This is a genomic window from Curtobacterium sp. LFS084 (assembly GCF_047977705.1).
GTDB lineage: Bacteria > Actinomycetota > Actinomycetes > Actinomycetales > Microbacteriaceae > Curtobacterium.
Genome location: NZ_JBFPFM010000004.1, coordinates 1 through 17426, shown reverse-complemented (window position 1 = coordinate 17426; position 17426 = coordinate 1). Strand labels below are relative to the sequence as shown.

The following is a 17426-nucleotide window of genomic DNA, read 5'->3' as shown; positions in this document are numbered from 1 at the left end:
TTCGGTCAACGCCTCCCGGCGGCGCACGTGTTCATACCGAGATCCCCCGCGCTGCCATGAAGGGGACCGGGTCGACGGCGGAACCGTTCACCCGGGTCTCGAAGTGGAGGTGGCAGCCCGTCGACCAGCCGGTCGAGCCGACCTTGGCGATCTGCTGCCCGGCCGTGACGTGCTGACCGACCGACACGAGGGTGCCGCCGTCGACGATGTGCCCGTAGGCCGTCGAGATGCCGCCGCCGTTGTCGATGACGACCTCGTTGCCGTAGCCGCCGCCGTTCGCGGCGAACGTGACCGTGCCGGACGCCGCCGCGTAGATCGGGGCGTAGCAGGCGGGCGCGAGGTCGACGCCGGCGTGCAGCGCGTAGTTCTTCGTGTACGGGTCGAGTCGGTAGCCGTAGGGGCTCGTCTGGTAGCCACCCGTCGGCCGGACCCAGCCGGACGCGTTCGGCGATCCGCCGCCGGCGCCGCCCTGCTGCGTCTGCGCCGCCTTCGCCGCGGCCGCCGCGATCCGGGCGAGCCGGGCCTTCTCGACCTGGACGCCCTTGACGTAGCGCGCCTCGACGTTCTTCTCGCTCGTGGTCAGCAGGGTGAGCTGCGCTTCGAGCCGTTCCTTGTTGTCCGCCTGGGCGTCCACCGAGGCCTGCGCCTGGTCGGCGGCGGTCTGGGCCGCCCGCATCTTCTCCTGCGCCTGGTCGGCCAGGTCGCCGAGGGCCTCCTTGGCGCGGTCTGCCTTGTCGGCGAGCCCCTGCGCCACACCGCGGTCCTGCGACGCCTGCGCGTAGATGCCGTCGGCCTGCTCGCTGAGCTTCGACATCGCGCCGAGCTCGTAGAGCAGGTCACCCGACTTGGTGGGGTGCGTGAGGATGTCGGTCGTGACGTCGTTCGCGCTCGCCCGCCCGAGCTGCGCCGCGAGCTGACCGGCCTGCGCCTCGGACGCCGTCGCGGTCTGCTCGGCGTCGTCCGCCTGGGACTGCAGCTTCTTCTGGGTCAGGGTCGCGTCGTCGTACTTCGTCTGCGCGGTCTGGTAGGCGGTGCCGGCGGCCTCGGCCGACTTCTGTGCCGCGGAGGCCTTCGCCGTGAGGTCCGCGATGAGCCCCTTGATCTGGGTCACCTTCGCCTGCTGGGCCGACTTCGACGCCTTGGCCTTCTCGACGTCGGACCAGCTCGGGTACGACGCCGCGCTGGCCGAGGACACCGGCGCGAGGGCCGCGAGGGTGCCGGCGGTGAGCGCGACGGCGACCGCGGCGGCGATGACGCGGCGGCGGGGACGGGGACGGGGTGACAGCGAGTGTGAGGTCGACATACATCTCGATTTCGTAACAGCGCGGCAAGGCTCACGCACGTAACACTGTTAACAAGCGCAACAGTAACAACAGGTGTCGCACCCGCACACCCCCTCGCACGAGGGGTACGGGACCGACGACGATGCTCCCACCGGAGGATCGACAGCACGAATCGGGGCCTGCTGCCCCACGGTGAGTGAAGCCCTGCGGACCGGGCCCGCCCCCGCGACACGCCGGGGATTCCGCGGTGGAGCGCCTCGATTTGTGAAACCTGCGGGGCATCCGTATGCTTGTCCATCGGTAGCGCGAAGCACCGCTTGCGGCCCTATCGTTTAGTGGCCTAGGACACCGCCCTTTCACGGCGGCAGCACGGGTTCGAATCCCGTTGGGGTCACTCTTCGCAGAGTGAGCAAGCAAGCAGAGCGAGACCGGCAAGACAGTAATTCAACATGGCCCTGTAGCGCAGTTGGTTAGCGTGCCGCCCTGTCACGGCGGAGGTCGCGGGTTCAAGTCCCGTCAGGGTCGCCACGGCTGGATAGCTCAGTTGGTAGAGCGTTCGACTGAAAATCGAAAGGTCCACGGATCGATGCCGTGTCCAGCCACCGGTGAAGGCCCCCTGCTTCGGCAGGGGGCCTTTTCCGTTGTCTGAACGGTGTGGCGTCGGTCACCGCGACCGTGTCCAGGAGGCGGGGGGGGGGGGGGGGCCCCCCCCCCCCCCCCCCGGGCGCCCGCCGGGGCGCCCCGGGGGGGGGGTGCGGGGGGCGGGCGGGGGGGGCCCCCCCCCACCGCGCCTCCTGGGACGGACGGCTAGGCCTCGCGGGTCTTCGGGCTGCTGTCCTCGGTCTTCGCCGGGTCACGCTCGATGACCGAACCGAGGGCGTCGTCGATGCGCGACAGCAGCTCCTCGGGGATCGTCACCCCGGCCGCGCCGGCGTTGTCGTGCACCTGCTCCGGACGCGAGGCGCCGATGATCGCGGACGCCACGTTCTCGTTCTGCAGCACCCAGGCCACGGCGAGCTGGGCCATCGACAGGTCGAGCTCGTCGGCGATCGGCCCGAGCTCCTGGACGGCCGAGAGCACCTCGTCGCGCATGAACCGCTCGATCATCTTCGCGCCACCCTTGTCGTCGGTGGCGCGTGACCCCTCCGGCAGCGGCTGGCCGGGCTGGTACTTGCCGGTCAGGACACCCTGCGCGATCGGCGACCAGACGATCTGCGAGATCCCGAGCTCCTCGGACGTCGGGACGACCTCGCCCTCGATGACGCGCCAGAGTGCCGAGTACTGCGGCTGGTTCGAGATGAGCTGGACGCCGAGGTCGTCGGCGATCTCATGTCCCGCACGGAGCTGCTCGGCGGTCCACTCGCTCACGCCGATGTAGAGCGCCTTGCCCTGGCGGACGACGTCCGCGAACGCCATCATCGTCTCCTCGAGCGGCGTCTCGTAGTCGAAGCGGTGCGCCTGGTAGAGGTCGACGTAGTCGGTCTGCAGCCGCTCGAGCGAACCGTTGATCGACTCGAGGATGTGCTTGCGGCTGAGGCCGGTGTCGTTGTGCCCCTTGGGTCCGGTCGGCCCGAACACCTTCGTGGCGATCTCGAGGGACTGGCGCCGCTCCCCCTTCAGCGCCTCGCCGAGGACGGTCTCGGCACCGGTGTTGGCGTAGACGTCGGCGGTGTCGAACGTCGAGATGCCGACGTCGAGCGCTGCCCGGACGCAGGCGATCGCGGCGTCGTTCTCGACCTGGGAGGCGTGGGTGAGCCAGTTGCCGTAGGTGATCTCGGAGACCTTGAGGCCCGAGTTGCCGAGGTAGCGGTACTCCATGTGCGTGTCACTCCTGTCGTGGGACGCGTCGGTGCGGCCCGAACCGTGACGGTAGTCCTCGTGACCTCCGTGCGGACCGGTGACTGTACGCTGATGTTTCAAGAGCGGCGGGGGAAAGACGAAACCCCGGCGATGTGGCCTGGGCCAGTGATCGTTCCGGGGTCTTCGTCATCCACGGTAGCAGACAGGGAAGTGATGCTGGAAAGCGAAGTCGAGCGCTTGATCACGGCCGAGCGGCTCCGTTCGTACGCCGAACGAACACGGTCCACGACCGCGGCGTTGCGGCTCTACGAGTGGAACATGCGAGCCGGAGTCGCGGTACTTGACCGCGCTGTGGACACCAGCGCTCCACCGGGGGTTCCCGCACGGACCCGCGGACTCCTTGACGCGACAACGGGAGGTGCGTCGGCGACTGCAGCAACTGCACTTCGTGCGGAACCGGGCTGCGCACCACGAACCGATCCACGCCCGTGACCTGCAGCGGGACCACGACGACGCGCTCGAACTGCTCGGCTGGATCAGCCCGCACGCGGAATCCTGGGCACGGGACACCACCTCGCTCCGAGCCGTGCTCCGCGCCCGCCCTGACGGGTAGGTGCAGGATCGAGGGAGTGCGGCACGCAGCGGTGCCGCCGGGAGCGAAGGAGCGTCCATGTCGGGAGCGAGCGTGCTGTTCATCGGCGGCAGCGGGGTGATCAGTGCCTCCTGTGTCCGCGAAGCCGCCGAGCAGGGGTTCGACGTCACCGTGCTCAACCGGGGGACCACCGGGGGCAGGCCGATCCCGGAGGGTGTGACGCGCCTCCAGGCCGACGTCTCGGACCGGAGCGCCCTGGCGGACGCGGTCGGCGACCGCCACTGGGACGTCGTCGTGAACTGGATCGCCTTCACGCCCGACCAGGTGCAGGCCGACGTCGAGTTCTTCGCCGGGCGGACGAGGCAGTACGTGTTCATCTCGTCGGCCTCGGCGTACCAGACCCCGGCGACGCACCTGCCGATCACCGAGTCGACGCCGCTGAAGAACCCGTACTGGCAGTACTCGCGGGACAAGATCGCGTGCGAGGAACTCCTGATGGCCGCCTACCGCGAGCAGGACTTCCCGGTGACGATCGTCCGGCCGTCGCACACCTACGACGAGACCAAGCTGCCGCTCACGGGCGGGTGGACCGCCGTCGCGCGGATGCGTGCCGGCAAGCCGATCATCATCACCGGTGACGGCTCGTCGCTGTGGACCCTCACGCACAGCCGGGACTTCGCGGTCGGGTTCACGGGGCTGCTCGACAACGCCTCGGCGATCGGGGAGCCGTTCACCATCACGAGCGACGAGGCGCCGACCTGGAACGCCATCGCGCACGAGATCGCGGCCGCCGCGCGGGTGGACGACCTGCGGATCGTGCACGTGCCGGCTGATGCCATCAACGCCGTGGACCCGGAGTGGGGTGCGGCGCTCCTCGGCGACAAGGCGAACTCGTCGGTCTTCGACAACAGCAAGGTCCGGTCGCTCGTGCCCTGGTACCGGCCGCGGATCCCGTACCGGCAGGGTGTCCGCGAGGTCATCGCCTGGTACGAGGCACACCCGGAGGAGCAGGTCGTCGACGAGCGGCTCGACGGGCTGATGGACGAGCTGGCGGCGCGCTGGGCGGTGTGAGTCGCGGGGCGCTGCGGCGCCGCCGTGCTTGGTGAGCAGAAATGGTCGGGTGCCCTGGGGCGACCCGACCATTTCTGCTCACGAAGCGAGCGCGGCGCGGCGGCGCGCGGGGCGCAGCGCCGCGCGCGTCAGGCGCGCGCGGCCAGCACCTCGGCGAGGGCGCTGATCGCGAGGCGCACCTCGTCGTCGGTCACGACGAGCGGCGGCGCGAAGCGGATCGTCGACCCGTGCGTGTCCTTCACGAGGACGCCCCGGTCGGCCATGTCGTGCGCGATCTCCTTGCCGGTGCCGAGCGCGGGGTCGATGTCGATCCCGGCCCAGAGTCCGGCGACCCGGTGGGACACGACGCCGTTCCCGACGAGGTCGTCGAGGAGCCCGCGCAGCAGCGGTTCGCCGTCGAGCGCCCGCTGCTGGAACGTGCCCTCGTCGAGCATCGCCACGACCTCGGACCCGACGGCCGCCGCGAGCGGGTTCCCGCCGAAGGTGGAGCCGTGCTCGCCCGGGCGCAGCACACCCAGCACGTCGCGCCGACCGACCACGGCGGACACGGGGACGATGCCGCCGCCGAGCGCCTTGCCGAGCGTGATGAGGTCCGGCGTGACCCCGACGCGCTGCACGGCGAGGGTGTGGCCGGTGCGTCCGAGCCCGGACTGGATCTCGTCTGCGACGAACAGCGCGCCGAACTCGTCGCAGATCGTGCGGACGTCGGGCAGGTAGGACTCCGGCGGGATGACGACCCCGCCCTCGCCCTGGATCGGCTCGAGCAGCACGGCGACGACGGTCTCGTCCATCGCCTCGCGGAGGGCGGCCGCGTCGCCGTACGGCACGGTGCGGAACCCGGGCGTGAACGGCCCGAAGTCGTCGTGCGCCGACGGGTCGTCCGAGAAGGAGATGATCGTCGTGGTGCGGCCGTGGAAGTTCCCCGAGGCGACGATGATCGTGGCGCGCTCGGCGGGGACGCCCTTGACGCGGTAGCCCCAGGCACGGGAGACCTTGATCGCGGACTCCACCGCCTCGGCACCGGTGTTCATCGGCAGGACCATGTCGGTGTCCGTGAGCGCGGCGAGCGCCGACGCGAACGGTCCGAGGCGGTCGTTCACGAACGCCCGCGACGTCAGGGTGACGCGGTCGAGCTGCGCTCGGGCGGCGTCGAGGAGCCGCGCGTTGCCGTGCCCGAAGTTCACTGCGGAGTACGCGGCGAGGCCGTCGAGGTAACGCTTGCCGTCGACGTCCGTCACCCACGCGCCGTCTCCCGATGCGATGACGACCGGCAGCGGGCTGTAGTTGTGGGCGAGCGAACGGTCCTCGACGGCGAGCGCCGCGGCGGTGCGGGACCCGAGTGAGGTGGACATCAGCGTGCCACCGAGGTCCCGGTGCCGACCGGGTGCAGGTCGAGCGTGCAGCACTTCACGCCACCGCCGCCGAGCAGGAGCTCGGACAGGTCGACGCCGATCGGGTTGTAGCCCTTCTCCCGGAGCTGCTCCGCGAAGGTCGTGGCGCGCGAGGCGATCACGACGTTGTACCCGTCGGAGTAGGAGTTCAGACCGAGGATCGCCGCGTCCTCCTCGGTCGCGATGATCGCGTCCGGGAAGCGCTCGCGCAGGATCGCCAGGGAGGGCTCGTCGAACGCACTCTCGAGGTAGGCGATGTTCGACGTGCCGTCGGCGGCGGGCTCCGGGTCGAGCACGGCGATGGCGGTGTCGAGGTGGTAGAAGTTCGGGTTGATCAGCTTGAGGGTGACGACCTCGCGGCCGTAGATCCGCGCGAGCTCCTCGTGCGAGGTGCTGTCCGAGCGGAAACCGGTGCCGGCGAAGATGGTGTTCCCGATGAGGAGGAAGTCACCCTCGCCCTCGTTCGTCTCTTCGGGCTCGGCGACGGTCAGGCCGGCGCTGCGGAACCAGTCCATGTAGGCCGGGCCCTCGGGCTGGCGCTCGGGGTACTGGAACTTCGCGCCGTACGCGACGCCGTCGAGCACGAAGCCGCCGTTGGCCGCGTAGACCATGTCCGGCAGGCCCTCGATCGGCTCGATGTACGAGATGTCGAAGCCGAGCTGCTCGTAGACGGCCACGAGGGACTGCCACTGCTCGACGGCCTTCGACGTGTCGGTCGGGTCCTCGGGGTGCATCCACGGGTTGATCCGGTAGCTGACCGTGTAGTGCGTCGGCTTGCACATGAGGATCGTGCGCTTCGTGGCGACACGGGCCGGGGTGGCGACGGACTCGGGGGCGGGTGCGGTGTTCGACATCAGTCCTCCTGGAGGGACCGGGGCCCGAGCCTGCCAGGAACCACCACTGAAGAAGAGCTCCGGTGAGATGCAGGCTCACTCACCGCAGCGGACCAGGTCGACGCCGCGTCGATCCTCGCACACACCGTCCGGGGAGTGCAGTCCCCCACTGTGCGGGTCGGTGACACCCGTTCGGGTGACGCACGTTTCGTGCGCGGAACCCACCTGACGTGCAAGAAGTCCGCGTACCATGGGTCCAATGGATTCGCTCGACCACCGCATCCTGGATCAACTCCGGGACAACGCCCGCGCCGGCTACGGCGACATCGGGTCGGTGGTCGGGCTCTCGGCCTCCGCCGTCAAGCGTCGCGTCGACCGGCTGGTGGGCGACGGGGTGATCCAGGGCTTCACGATCAAGGTCGACCCCGCGGTCGAGGACCGTGGCACCGAGGCCTGGGTCGAGCTCTACTGCCGCGGGACGGTGTCGCCGGACGAACTCCGGACCCTGCTCGACAGCGTCCCGGAGGTCATCGACGCCGGCACCGTCACCGGCAGCGCCGACGCCGTCGTGCACATGCGGTCGAAGGACCTCTCCGCACTCGAGGAAGCCCTCGACAAGGTCCGCCTCGCACCCCAGGTGGACCACACGCGGTCCGCCATCGTGCTCTCCAAGCTGGTCAGCCGGGAGAGCGCGTAACGTCGCGCCCGTGCGACGGACAGTGCAGGCCTGGAGGCGCGGCTCGGCCCCCACGGGTTCGCGCACGGCCCGCCGTCTGGTCGCCGCCGCGAGCGTCGCGTACGTCGCGAACTGCGCGTGGGGAACGGCCGTCGCCGTGCGGCTCGTCCGGACGAGGAAGCTGCGGGTCGTCCACCACGGCCTGTTCGTCGTCACCGCCGCGCTGACCGGCGTCGCCGCGACCACCCTGGTGTGGACCCGCGGACGGTCGGCGCTGTTCCTCCTCCCCGCGCTCGTCCCGCTCGCGGTCGCGCCACGCACGGACCCGCGCTCCGGAGCACACTGGCAAGTCGCGGTCGCCGCGGCACCGTCCTACCTGGGGGCGTTGCTCGCCGGCCGCCGAGCAGGAAGGTGAGCCGTGGAACTCCTCGAGGCGATCAGACGGCGGCGGACGGCCAACGGCCCGTTCCTGCCCGACCCCGTGTCCCCCGAGCACCAGCGGCTGCTCATGGAGCTCGCCGGCCGGGCCCCGTCGCAGCTCAACAGCCAGCCGTGGCGGTTCGTCCTCGTCGAGGAGCGCGACACGATCGACCGCATCGCCGAGATCAGCGGCTCGTCGATGACCCGCACCATGGCCGAGGGCACCTTCTTCGAGCGGTACAAGCCGTACTTCCGGTTCTCGCAGGCCGAGATGGACGCCCGGCGCGACGGCATGCTGTTCGACAAGCTCCCCGGTCCGCTCAAGCCCTTCACGAAGCAGGTGTTCACGAAGCGCGGCCAGCTGCTCATGAACACCCTGCGGGTGCCGCACACCCTCGGTGAGGAGAACAGGAAGCTCGTCGCCGGGTCGCCGCTGCTGCTCGGGGTGCTGCTCGACCGGCACGAGTACCGGAAGGAGGAGCTCTCGGGCTTCTACTCGGTGTTCAGCATGGGCGCGGCGATGGAGAACATCTGGCTCGCCACCACCGAGCTCGGCCTCGGGATCCAGTTCGTGTCGTTCCCGATGGAGACCCCGGGCGCCTGGGAGGAGATCGAGGGCCTGCTGCACGTGCCGGACTCCCTCGAGCTGATGGCCGTCTACCGGATCGGGTACCTGCCGCCCGAGCGCCGGCGTCCCGCGATCGACTGGACGTCGAGCGAGCGGAAGCGCCCGTCGCAGTACGTGTTCCGCGGGACCTGCGACACCCCGCAGCAGGGATGGGACGACGCACCCGTCGCCCCGCACATCGAACCGGAGGCGACCCCCTCGTGACCGACAGCCGACCCACCCAGGCCGCGCCGCGCCTCCCGGACCACGCCCCGGGACTGACGGGCCGCCCCTGGATCTCGCAGGACTGGCTCGACGTCGTCTTCGTGCACTGGCGCGTCGACGTGTCGGCGGTGGCGCCGCTGCTGCCCGCCGGGACCCGGCCGGACACCCTCACGGCGGACGGCACCGACGACGGGGCGACCACGTGGGTCGGCCTCATCGGGTTCCGGTTCGAGGACACCCGGTTCCCGCCGATCCCGACGGGGAGGATCGGGGACTTCGTCGAGGTGAACGTCCGTGTCTACACGATCGACGACCAGGGACGACACGGCGTGGTCTTCCTGTCGCTCGACGCCGGCAAGCTCCTGCCGACGATCGGCGCGCGCGTCGCGACCGGTCTGCCCTACTGGTGGGCCGATGTCGAGACGCGGAGCGGCGACGGCCGCGTCGGGTACGCGATGCGGCGACACGGGACGCACCTGCGGTCGCTCGTCGACGTGCGGATCGGAGCAGCGGTGACGGAGCCGACGGCCCTCGAGACCTTCCTGACCGCACGGTGGGGCATGCACGTGCACCGAGCCGGCCGGACCCGGTTCTGGCCGAACGAGCACGAGCCGTGGCCGCTCCACCGAGCCTCGGTCGTGTCGCTGCGGGACGACCTGATCGGGGCGGCCGGGCTCCCGTTCGGGCTGGCCTCGCTCGAACCGGACTCGGTGCTCTACTCGCCGGGGGTCACGACGCGCTTCGGTCGGGGGCGCTGAGCGGCGGCGCCACCGCTGCCCGCTCGGCGACGGCGAACTGCACGACGGCCATCACCACGGCGAGCGCCGCGAAGAGCGATCCCGGGCCGATCCAGACCGCCGCGAGACGATCCGGTACGGCGGGGACAGTGAACCCCGCGACGGACAGGCCCGTGCACACCACGGCGACGACCACCGACGCCCACGCCACGAGCAGTCGGTCGACACAGGGCACCGACCGGGCCGAGCGGAACGTCATCGGGATCCAGCCCACCGCGCCGAAGAGCACGCCGAACGGGAGACCGACAACGAGGCTGCCGATCGCGACGATCGCTGCCGTCGTCACCCCGACCGTCATCCGGACGACGTGCAACCGCCAGGACGCCGTCGTGGTCTGCTCGTCGTGGGCCGACCACCCGGCGGCGGCCAGGGCGATCGCCCCCGCGGTGACGACGGCCGCGCTCGCCACCGCGACGACCGCGCCGAGTGGCTCCCCGAAGCGGGCGGCGGCGAGGACGAACAGCGCCGCCAGGAGCAGCAGCAGGACCGGGAGCGTCCAGACCTCGTGACGTCGTGTCGGGGTGCTGAGGACCCAGCCGGGTGGCGGCGTCTCCTCGGCGGTGTCCTCGTCACGGGTCTGCACGAGCCCATCATGCTCGTGGCCGACGCCACCCGCATCCGTCCGGGGGACGTCGGCTGGGTGGGGTCGGTGGTCACCGTCGGTAGAACGGGAGTCATGACACGTGTGGCAGTGGTGACCGGTGGTTCGGCTGGACTCGGACGGGCGACGGTGCGGGAGCTCGCCGCGCGGGGGTGGGACGTGGCCGTGCTCGCGCGGGGGCGGGACGGGGTCGACGCCGCGGTCGCCGAGGTCGAGGCAGCCGGCCGACGCGGGCTCGCGCTCGTGGCGGACGTGGCCGACCGCGAGGCCGTCGAGGCAGCGGCGGACCGGGTCGAACAGGAGCTGGGCCCGATCGACCTCTGGGTGAACGGCGTCATGGTCGGCGTGTTCGGTCGGTTCCTGGACACCGCCCCGGAGGACTTCGAGCGGGCACTGCACGTCACCTACCTCGGCTTCGTGAACGGCACCCGGGCCGCACTGTCCCGGATGGTGCCGCGCGACCGCGGTCAGGTCGTCCAGGTCGGTTCGGCGCTGGGGTTCCGCGGCATCCCGCTGCAGGCCGCGTACTGCGGCGCGAAGCACGCGATCGTCGGGTTCACCGAGTCGGTCGTCTCCGAGCTCCTCGAGCAGGGCAGCAGGGTGCAGGTCTCCCGCGTCGACATGCCGGCGCTCAACACCATCCAGTTCCAGTGGGTGAAATCGAAGCTGCCGCACCAGCCGCAGCCGGTCGCGCCGATCTACCAACCGGAGGTCGGCGCACGGGCGATCGCCACCGTCGCCGAGCGGCCCCGTCGACGCACGTGGGTCGGGGAGTCGACCGTCTACACGATCCTCGGCAACCGGATCAGCGGCCGGTTCGCCGACTGGTACGCCGCGAAGACCCTGGTCTCCGGGCAGCAGGCCCCGGCGAAGGACGGCGCGGCGATCGGCGTGAACCTGTACGAGCCGGTGCCGGGTGACCACGGGGCGCACGGCGTGTTCGACGACACCGCGCACGCCTGGTCGCCGCAGACCTGGTGGGTGGAGCACCGACGGCTCGGGAACGGGATCGTCGGTGCGGTGCTGGCGGGGGCAGCCGGTGCGGTCGCCCTGGCAGCGGGACGACGACGATGACGGCGCGGGCGTCGGCGCGCGGCCGTCGACGCGGCACCGGTGTCGAGGCGTTCCGCGCCGCCGTGGGCGTCGGGCACGCCGTCCGGGCGGGCCGGGGCGGCGGGCAGCCCGTGCTCGACGCCGTGCTCGCCGTGCGGCAGGTCGTCCAGGCGGCACTCGTCGCGCGCGCCGGGACCACCGACGCGCACACGATCAGCGCGGTCGTGGACACGGTGCACGGTCTGACGATGGTGCCGCTGGCCGTCGTCGGGCGCCGGCGACGGTTCGCGCTCGGCCAGCTCGGGATCGCGCTGGTCCTGGTCGTCGCCGAGTGCGCCGCCGTGGGCACCGGGCGCCGGACGGACCGCGGCGGTCGGTAGCGCACCGGGTCGGCCGGGATGCGCGGGCTGTCGCCGGTCGCCCACGGAGCGCGGCGTAGCGTCCGGGACATGAGCGACAAGGAACAGACCGAGCCCGTCATGGACGGCGCCACCGAGGCCACGAACCACGAGAAGCTGCGCGGCCTCATCGAGCAGGTCGACCACGACCACGCGGGCGAGGGTGCCGGCGCGATGGCCGACCACCTCCGCGACCGGATGGACGAGACGGGCGTCGTGGACGAGGAAGCCGGCGACACCGAGGACTGACGCGTGCACGCCGGGCGATCGCGCAGTGTCGCGCTCGCCCGGCGGAGCCGTCGGACCGTACCGTCGGCTCAGGCGAGGTGCGCGCGGAAGGTGCGCAGTGCCTCCAGGTCGGCGGTGTCGAGTCCCGAGCGCTCGACGAACCGCTCGACGTCGAACCCGTCGAGCGCCGCGCGGAAGGCACCCTCGACCGTGGTGCCGTGCTCTGCGCAGAGCGCCTCGATCCTCCCCTCGGTCGACGGGACGCCGATGGAGGCGAGCAGGGCCGGGGCGTTGTCGACGGTGACGAGGTGGTCGGCGACGATGGCCTCGGGTTCGACCCCCGCGATCGTCAGCAGGGCGAGCGCGACGATCCCGGTGCGGTCGCGTCCGCCCGCGCAGTGGAACAGGACGCCGCCGGGTTCGGCGCGCGCGATCGCCCGCAGCGCCCAGCCGGTGCGTTCGGGCAGCTCGGCGAGGTGCGGGCCGTAGTACAGCGGTGTACCGACGAGCCCGGTCTCCCAGTACGCCTGCCAGAAGACCGGCGCAGCATCGAGCCCGTCGTGGTCGATGACCACGGTGGTGAGCCAGTCCGGCCGGGCGCCGGTGTCCTTCTCGGTCTCCCACGGTGCGCGCAGGTCCACCACCGTGCGGACCCCGGCGTCGTGCAGCGACCGCCAACCGTCGGAGGTCACTCGGTCGACGCTCTCGGACCGGAAGACGCGCCCGGACGGAGTCGTGCCGCCGTCCGCCTGGGGGAGCCCGCCGAGGTCACGGGCGTTGTGCAACCCGTCGGCGTGCAGGGTGCGGTCGACGTCAGACATGCAGCTCCGCGAAGTCGGGATCGAGGTCGCCGAAACGGTGCGCGGTGATCGACACCGTCTGTTCGCGGAGGAACGGCAGCATCTCGATCATGCCGGCCTCGACCACGGGGGCGTCGTGGATCGCCACGTCGACACCGGCGCCGAGGGCTTCCTCGAGCGCGAGCGGGTCGCCGCCGATCAGCCGGATCCGCGCACCGGGGCCGCCGAAGGCGGTGTGCGTCGGACGGTCCTGCCCCTGGGCGAGCACCGCCTCGAGCGCGTCCTGCGGGGCGTCGTCGCCCGAGGACCAGTCCGGCCGGAACAGGTCGCCCGTGGTCGCGCGGCGGAGGAACTCGTCGTCCGACTCGACGAGGTGGTCGACGACGCAGAGCGGCGAACGGCTCGAGGCGAGGAGCTGCGTGAGCGGTCCGGGGAGCGGCCGGGCCGTGCTCACGAGGAGGTCGGCACGGGCCGCGGTCGCGGCGACCAGCACCCGGACGAGGTCGCCAGCGGGAGCGCCCTCTGCGTGCCGGACGATGACGGACTGCGGGCGCCAGCGGAGCACGTTCCGCTCGACGACGAGCCCCGCCGGGTCGTGCGTCACGCCGAACTCGGACTCGCGGGCACGGACGTCGCTGAGCGCACCCGCGCGGACCTGGTCGAACTCCTCGAAGGACAGCCCGCTGCGGGCGGCCTCGATGACGGCCGTGACCCGCGGCGGCAGGCCGTGCAGCTGGATGCTCTTGTGGACGGTGCGGGGCGTCGGTTCCCACCGTCCGAGCGTCGCGACGTCCATCGGTCCGCCCGGCTTCGTGCCGGTGCCGACGGACGAGCGCTTCCACCCGCCGAACGGCTGCCGGCCGACGACCGCACCGGTGGTGCCGCGGTTGACGAACAGGTTGCCGGCGCGGACCCCGGCGATCCAGTCCGCGACCTCGTCGGGGTCGAGGGAGTGGATGCCGGCGGCGAGACCGTGGTCCGTGTCGTTCTGGATCGCGACGGCCTGGTCGAGGGTCTCGGCGCGCATGACGCCGAGCACCGGCCCGAGGTGTTCGGTCCGGTGGAAGTCGCTGCCCGGGCGCACGCCGTCGCGGATGCCCGGCGACCACAGTCGTCCGGAGTCGTCGAGCGGGACGGGCTGCACGAGCCAGGACTCCCCCGGCGCGAGCTCGGTCAACCCGGCGCGCACCGTGCCCTCGGGTTCGGCGATGAGCGGCCCCATCTGCGCGGACGGGTCGTCCGGCCAGGCGACGCGCAGGGTGCGGGTTGCGTCGACGAGCTGCCGACGGAACCGTTCGCTGTCGCCGACGGACCCGACGAGGACCACGAGCGAGCACGCCGAGCGCTGCTGTCCGGCGCGTCCGAAGGCCGACCGGACGACGTCCTGCACCGCGAGGTCGAGGTCGGCGCTCGGCGTGACGACGATCGCGTTCCGCCCGCTCGTCTCGGCGGTGAGCGGCAGCCCCGCCCGCCACCAGCGGAACGATCGAGCGGTCTCCGCCGACCCGGTCAGGACGATCCGGTCGACCGTCGGGTGCGCGATGAGGTCACGGCGGAGCTGGTCGTCGTCGAGGTCGACGAGCTGGAGCAGGGAGTGCGGCACCCCGGCGTCCCAGAGGACGTCGGCGAGCACCGCGCCGGACCGCTCGGCCTCGGGCGCGGGCTGCAGGACGACCCCGCTGCCGGCGGCGAGGGCGGCGACCACGCCCGCGGCCGGGTTCGCGACCGGGGCGCTCCACGACGACACCACCACGGTGAGCCGGGGCGGCACGTACCGGGCGCCGTCGCCGTCGAGCACGGCCAGCCGCCGGGCGCTGTCGGCGGCGTGGTGGGCGGAGTCGATCGCGGCGCTCACGTCGGAGTCGGCCTCGGCGAGGGTCGTGCCTGTCTCCGCCGCTGCCACCTCGACGAGGTCCGCACGCCGCGTCTCGAGCTCGTGCGCGATGAGGTCGAGGAGCTCGGCGCGGTCGGACGGGTCCTGTCGTCCCCAGTTCACGCCGGCCTGCGCGGTCCGGGCGACGATGCGCTCGAGCTTCGAGCGGTCGGCGACCCTCGCCCCGCGGATGGTCTGGGCGCCGAGCTTCGACCGCGGTACGCGGCGGAGCACGTCCGTCGCCCACGCACGGTTGGCCGCGGTCGACGGATCGGTGTCCGGCGCGTTCGCGAAGGCGTCCCGGTGCACGGGTTCGCCGATCGGGGCGCGGCGGTCCTGCGTCCGGTGGGTGGCCGGCACCGGATCCGTTGCGTCGAGGGCCGTGACCGCCGCGAGCCACCGGCCGCGTTCGCGCTCGAAGACGCGCTCGTCGTGGCCGATGTCGGCGGCGCCGGCGACGAAGCCGTCACCGCTGGCGCTCTCCTGCAGCCGCCGGGCGAGGTACGGGATCGCCGAGTCGAAGTGGTCGGGGTGCACGACCGGCGCGGCGAGCAGCACCGGACCGACGTCGGCGCGGACGGCGTCGAGGTGGCCTGAAGCCATCCCGAGCAGCACCGCGACGTGCACGCCGTCGGTGACCCCGCGGCGACCGGCGAGGGTCCACGCCGTCGCGAGCGTGAAGAGGTTGTGGCTCGCGACGCCGATCCGGACCGCGTCGATGCGCTCCGGCGTGAGCGCTGCGTCGAGCAGCCGGAGGTACGCGGTGTCGGTCTCGACCTTCGAGCCCCACGTGGCGAGGGGCCACCCGTGCAGGACCGCGTCGACCCGCTCCGTGGCGAGGGACGCCCCCTTGACGAGCCGGACCGTGATCGGTGCGCCGCCGCGGGCACGTCGCTGCTGGGCCCAGGCGGTCAGGGACTCGAGGGCGCCGGCGGTGTCGGGCAGGTACGCCTGCAGCACGATCCCGGCTTCGAGCCCGAGGAACTCGTCGCGGTCGAGCAGGGTGCGGAAGGCGGCGAGGGTGACGTCGAGGTCGCGGTGGTCCTCGGCGTCGAGCGTCACGGACTTCGCCACCGGCGACCCCACGGCGAGGCGGTACAGCGGCACCAGGCGGTCCACCACCCGTTCGACGGTCTGGTCGAAGGCCCACGGGGACAGCTGCGGCACGACCGAACGCACGCCGATCGACACCTGGTCGACCTCGTCACGGGCCAGCAGGTCCATCGTCCCCTGCAGCCGTCGGTCGCTCTCCGCGGTGCCGAGGACCGCGTCGCCGAGCAGGCGCACGTCGAGGCGCACACCGGGGCCGCCGACCTTCGCGAGCGCTGCGCCGAGCTTCGCGTCGGGCGCGTCGACCACGAGGTGCCCGGCCATCCGCCGCAGGATCCGCCGCGCGGTCGGGGCCACCGCCCACGGCGCCATCGTGGCGAACCCGCCACCGAAGGTCACCGCGCCGCGCAGGGACCAGGAGAGGAAGTCGGGGACGTCCTGGCTGACCTTCTCGAGGTTGCGCGCCACCACGCGGGGGTCCTCGGGACGGACGACCTTGTCGACCAGACCGCGGGTGAAGTCGAGCCCCTGTCCGTCCCGCAGAGCCTCGGACAGGCGCACGGCACCGGCGTCGGGCTTCGTCCCCGCCGACGCCGCGAGCCAGCGGCGCACGAGGGCGACGGCGTCGTCGGTGCAGTCCTGCAGTCGGGCGCTCGGCATGCTCTGATCGTATGCTGCGCCACTGACCCCACCTCGGAGCGAGCCGTGTGCCGGCGGCGAGTCATCCGAGCGGATGATCATGCCGTCGAACCGAGTCGAGGTCGATACGCTGGCGCCATGTCGATCGAGGGCGCCGAAGGCCACGACTGGGCCACGTGGGACGCCTACCACGACGTCTGGCGGCGACTCGACCGGGCACTCGACCAGGCCGTGCAGCACGGTGCCGGGATCTCGATCCCCGAGTTCGAGATCCTCATCGGGCTGCAGCGCGAGCCGGACCACCGGCTCCGCGTCCGGGACATCGCGGCCGGCATCGGCTGGGAGAAGTCGCGCGTCAGCCACCAGGTCACGCGCATGGTCGCGCGCGGGCTGGTCGAGCGTGCGGACTGTCCCACCGACGGACGGGGCAGCTGGGTGGAGATGACCCCGGTCGGCCGCAGGGCGGTGCTCGCCGGGATCCGTGCGCACACGGGAGCGCTCGAGGAGCTGTTCTGGAGGCCCGTGGGGACCGACGCCCACACGCTGCGGTCCGTCAGTGCTCGCGTCGACGACGCGATCGGCCCCGTCGAGACGGAGCCGGACACCGCGCCCTGAGACGACGACACCCCCGTCCCGGGACGGCCGGGGCGGGGGTGTGACGTTCGGGGGTGTTACTTGATCTGGGCGGTGATGGTCGCGACGCCGACGAGGAGGCCGGACTTCACGGCGTCGGTCTTGAAGGTGCTGTTGAGCAGCTTCGCGGCGTCGCCGGAGACGTGCACGGTGGTACCGGTCAGGATCGCGTTGTCACCCTCGAGCTGCAGCGGCTTCAGGGTGCCACCGTGCAGGGAGAACAGGTACGCGTTGTTGACCGCGACCTTGCCGTTGACCAGGACGTCGCCGTAGAGCTTGGACGAGCCGGGGTTCACGACGAAGTTCTCCAGCGTGACCGTGGTCTCACCGGCGGTGAGGGTCAGACCCGAGTCGTCGTGGTTGAGCAGGCCCTGCACGTAGGGGCGGTAGTTGCCGTCCGGGGACCAGTACGTGACCGAACCGGAGGTGATCGGGAACGACACGGACCCGTCGGCG

17 protein-coding genes, 3 tRNA genes and 1 pseudogene are annotated in these 17426 nt (G+C 72.0%); 13 read left to right on the top strand and 8 right to left on the bottom strand.

The window, feature by feature from the left end:
• Nucleotides 1-31: 31 nt before the first annotated feature.
• Nucleotides 32-1303, bottom strand: a complete 1272-nt coding sequence (locus tag ACNQOV_RS03930) for a M23 family metallopeptidase (protein ID WP_416393452.1) — start codon at nt 1301-1303, stop codon at nt 32-34.
• Nucleotides 1304-1604: 301 nt separating this feature from the next.
• Here ACNQOV_RS03930 and ACNQOV_RS03925 point away from each other — a divergent pair.
• The 3 genes from ACNQOV_RS03925 (at nt 1605) to ACNQOV_RS03915 (ending at nt 1885) form a co-directional block, all read left to right on the top strand.
• Nucleotides 1605-1677: transfer RNA gene (locus ACNQOV_RS03925), tRNA-Glu, on the top strand.
• Between the two features lie 57 nt (nt 1678-1734).
• Nucleotides 1735-1811: transfer RNA gene (locus ACNQOV_RS03920), tRNA-Asp, on the top strand.
• Nucleotide 1812: 1 nt separating this feature from the next.
• Nucleotides 1813-1885: transfer RNA gene (locus tag ACNQOV_RS03915), tRNA-Phe, on the top strand.
• A gap of 205 nt (nt 1886-2090) precedes the next feature.
• Here the strand turns inward: ACNQOV_RS03915 and ACNQOV_RS03910 are convergent.
• The gene (locus tag ACNQOV_RS03910) at nt 2091-3101 is read right to left on the bottom strand and encodes an aldo/keto reductase family protein (RefSeq protein WP_416393451.1); all 1011 of its coding nucleotides are present in this window, start codon (nt 3099-3101) and stop codon (nt 2091-2093) included.
• Nucleotides 3102-3483: 382 nt separating this feature from the next.
• Between ACNQOV_RS03910 and ACNQOV_RS03905 the strand changes: the two genes are divergently transcribed.
• The gene (locus ACNQOV_RS03905) at nt 3484-3696 is read left to right on the top strand and encodes a hypothetical protein (RefSeq protein WP_416393450.1); all 213 of its coding nucleotides are present in this window, start codon (nt 3484-3486) and stop codon (nt 3694-3696) included.
• Between the two features lie 57 nt (nt 3697-3753).
• Complete coding sequence (locus tag ACNQOV_RS03900; RefSeq protein WP_416393449.1) at nt 3754-4746, top strand: NAD-dependent epimerase/dehydratase family protein; 993 nt, start codon at nt 3754-3756, stop codon at nt 4744-4746.
• A 128-nt stretch (nt 4747-4874) separates the two neighbouring features.
• On the opposite strand, the gene rocD is transcribed toward ACNQOV_RS03900, so the two are convergent.
• Nucleotides 4875-6098, bottom strand: coding sequence for an ornithine--oxo-acid transaminase (gene rocD, locus ACNQOV_RS03895; protein ID WP_416393448.1), 1224 nt, complete (start codon nt 6096-6098; stop codon nt 4875-4877).
• A complete protein-coding gene (gene ddaH / locus ACNQOV_RS03890) occupies nt 6098-6991 on the bottom strand; it encodes a dimethylargininase (protein WP_416393447.1) in 894 nt (297 codons plus the stop codon). Before ddaH ends, rocD begins: the two co-directional genes overlap by 1 nt.
• 238 nt (nt 6992-7229) lie before the next feature.
• Between ddaH and ACNQOV_RS03885 the strand changes: the two genes are divergently transcribed.
• From ACNQOV_RS03885 to ACNQOV_RS03870, 4 genes are read left to right on the top strand one after another with little or no spacing between them, the layout of a single operon-like run.
• Nucleotides 7230-7667, top strand: a complete 438-nt coding sequence (locus ACNQOV_RS03885; RefSeq protein ID WP_022907603.1) for an Lrp/AsnC family transcriptional regulator — start codon at nt 7230-7232, stop codon at nt 7665-7667.
• A gap of 10 nt (nt 7668-7677) precedes the next feature.
• Complete coding sequence (locus ACNQOV_RS03880; RefSeq protein ID WP_416393446.1) at nt 7678-8061, top strand: hypothetical protein; 384 nt, start codon at nt 7678-7680, stop codon at nt 8059-8061.
• Between the two features lie 3 nt (nt 8062-8064).
• The gene (locus tag ACNQOV_RS03875; protein ID WP_416393445.1) at nt 8065-8898 is read left to right on the top strand and encodes a nitroreductase family protein; all 834 of its coding nucleotides are present in this window, start codon (nt 8065-8067) and stop codon (nt 8896-8898) included.
• A complete protein-coding gene (locus ACNQOV_RS03870) occupies nt 8895-9656 on the top strand; it encodes a YqjF family protein (protein ID WP_416393444.1) in 762 nt (253 codons plus the stop codon). The genes ACNQOV_RS03875 and ACNQOV_RS03870 overlap by 4 nt, the downstream gene beginning before the upstream one ends.
• On the opposite strand, the gene ACNQOV_RS03865 is transcribed toward ACNQOV_RS03870, so the two are convergent.
• Complete coding sequence (locus ACNQOV_RS03865) at nt 9628-10278, bottom strand: hypothetical protein (protein WP_416393443.1); 651 nt, start codon at nt 10276-10278, stop codon at nt 9628-9630. The genes ACNQOV_RS03870 and ACNQOV_RS03865 overlap by 29 nt on opposite strands.
• A 93-nt stretch (nt 10279-10371) precedes the next feature.
• Between ACNQOV_RS03865 and ACNQOV_RS03860 the strand changes: the two genes are divergently transcribed.
• From ACNQOV_RS03860 to ACNQOV_RS03850, 3 genes are all read left to right on the top strand, one after another.
• Nucleotides 10372-11370: an SDR family oxidoreductase gene (locus ACNQOV_RS03860; RefSeq protein WP_416393442.1), complete on the top strand. Its 999-nt coding sequence runs from the start codon at nt 10372-10374 to the stop codon at nt 11368-11370.
• Nucleotides 11367-11729, top strand: coding sequence for a hypothetical protein (locus ACNQOV_RS03855; RefSeq protein ID WP_416393441.1), 363 nt, complete (start codon nt 11367-11369; stop codon nt 11727-11729). The genes ACNQOV_RS03860 and ACNQOV_RS03855 overlap by 4 nt, the downstream gene beginning before the upstream one ends.
• A gap of 69 nt (nt 11730-11798) precedes the next feature.
• Nucleotides 11799-11996, top strand: coding sequence for a hypothetical protein (locus ACNQOV_RS03850; RefSeq protein ID WP_022907596.1), 198 nt, complete (start codon nt 11799-11801; stop codon nt 11994-11996).
• 68 nt (nt 11997-12064) lie between these two features.
• Here ACNQOV_RS03850 and ACNQOV_RS03845 read toward each other — a convergent pair whose 3' ends face one another.
• Nucleotides 12065-12796, bottom strand: coding sequence for a tyrosine-protein phosphatase (locus ACNQOV_RS03845; protein WP_416393440.1), 732 nt, complete (start codon nt 12794-12796; stop codon nt 12065-12067).
• Nucleotides 12789-16358, bottom strand: coding sequence for a proline dehydrogenase family protein (locus ACNQOV_RS03840; RefSeq protein ID WP_416393439.1), 3570 nt, complete (start codon nt 16356-16358; stop codon nt 12789-12791). Before ACNQOV_RS03840 ends, ACNQOV_RS03845 begins: the two co-directional genes overlap by 8 nt.
• A gap of 117 nt (nt 16359-16475) precedes the next feature.
• Between ACNQOV_RS03840 and ACNQOV_RS03835 the strand changes: the two genes are divergently transcribed.
• Nucleotides 16476-16952 carry a MarR family winged helix-turn-helix transcriptional regulator gene (locus ACNQOV_RS03835; protein WP_402268456.1) on the top strand — a complete coding sequence of 159 codons (477 nt, stop codon included), beginning with the start codon at nt 16476-16478 and terminating at the stop codon, nt 16950-16952.
• A 56-nt stretch (nt 16953-17008) separates the two neighbouring features.
• On the opposite strand, the pseudogene ACNQOV_RS03830 reads toward ACNQOV_RS03835, so the two are convergent.
• A pseudogene (locus ACNQOV_RS03830) lies at nt 17009-17426 on the bottom strand (hypothetical protein); the annotation flags it as partial.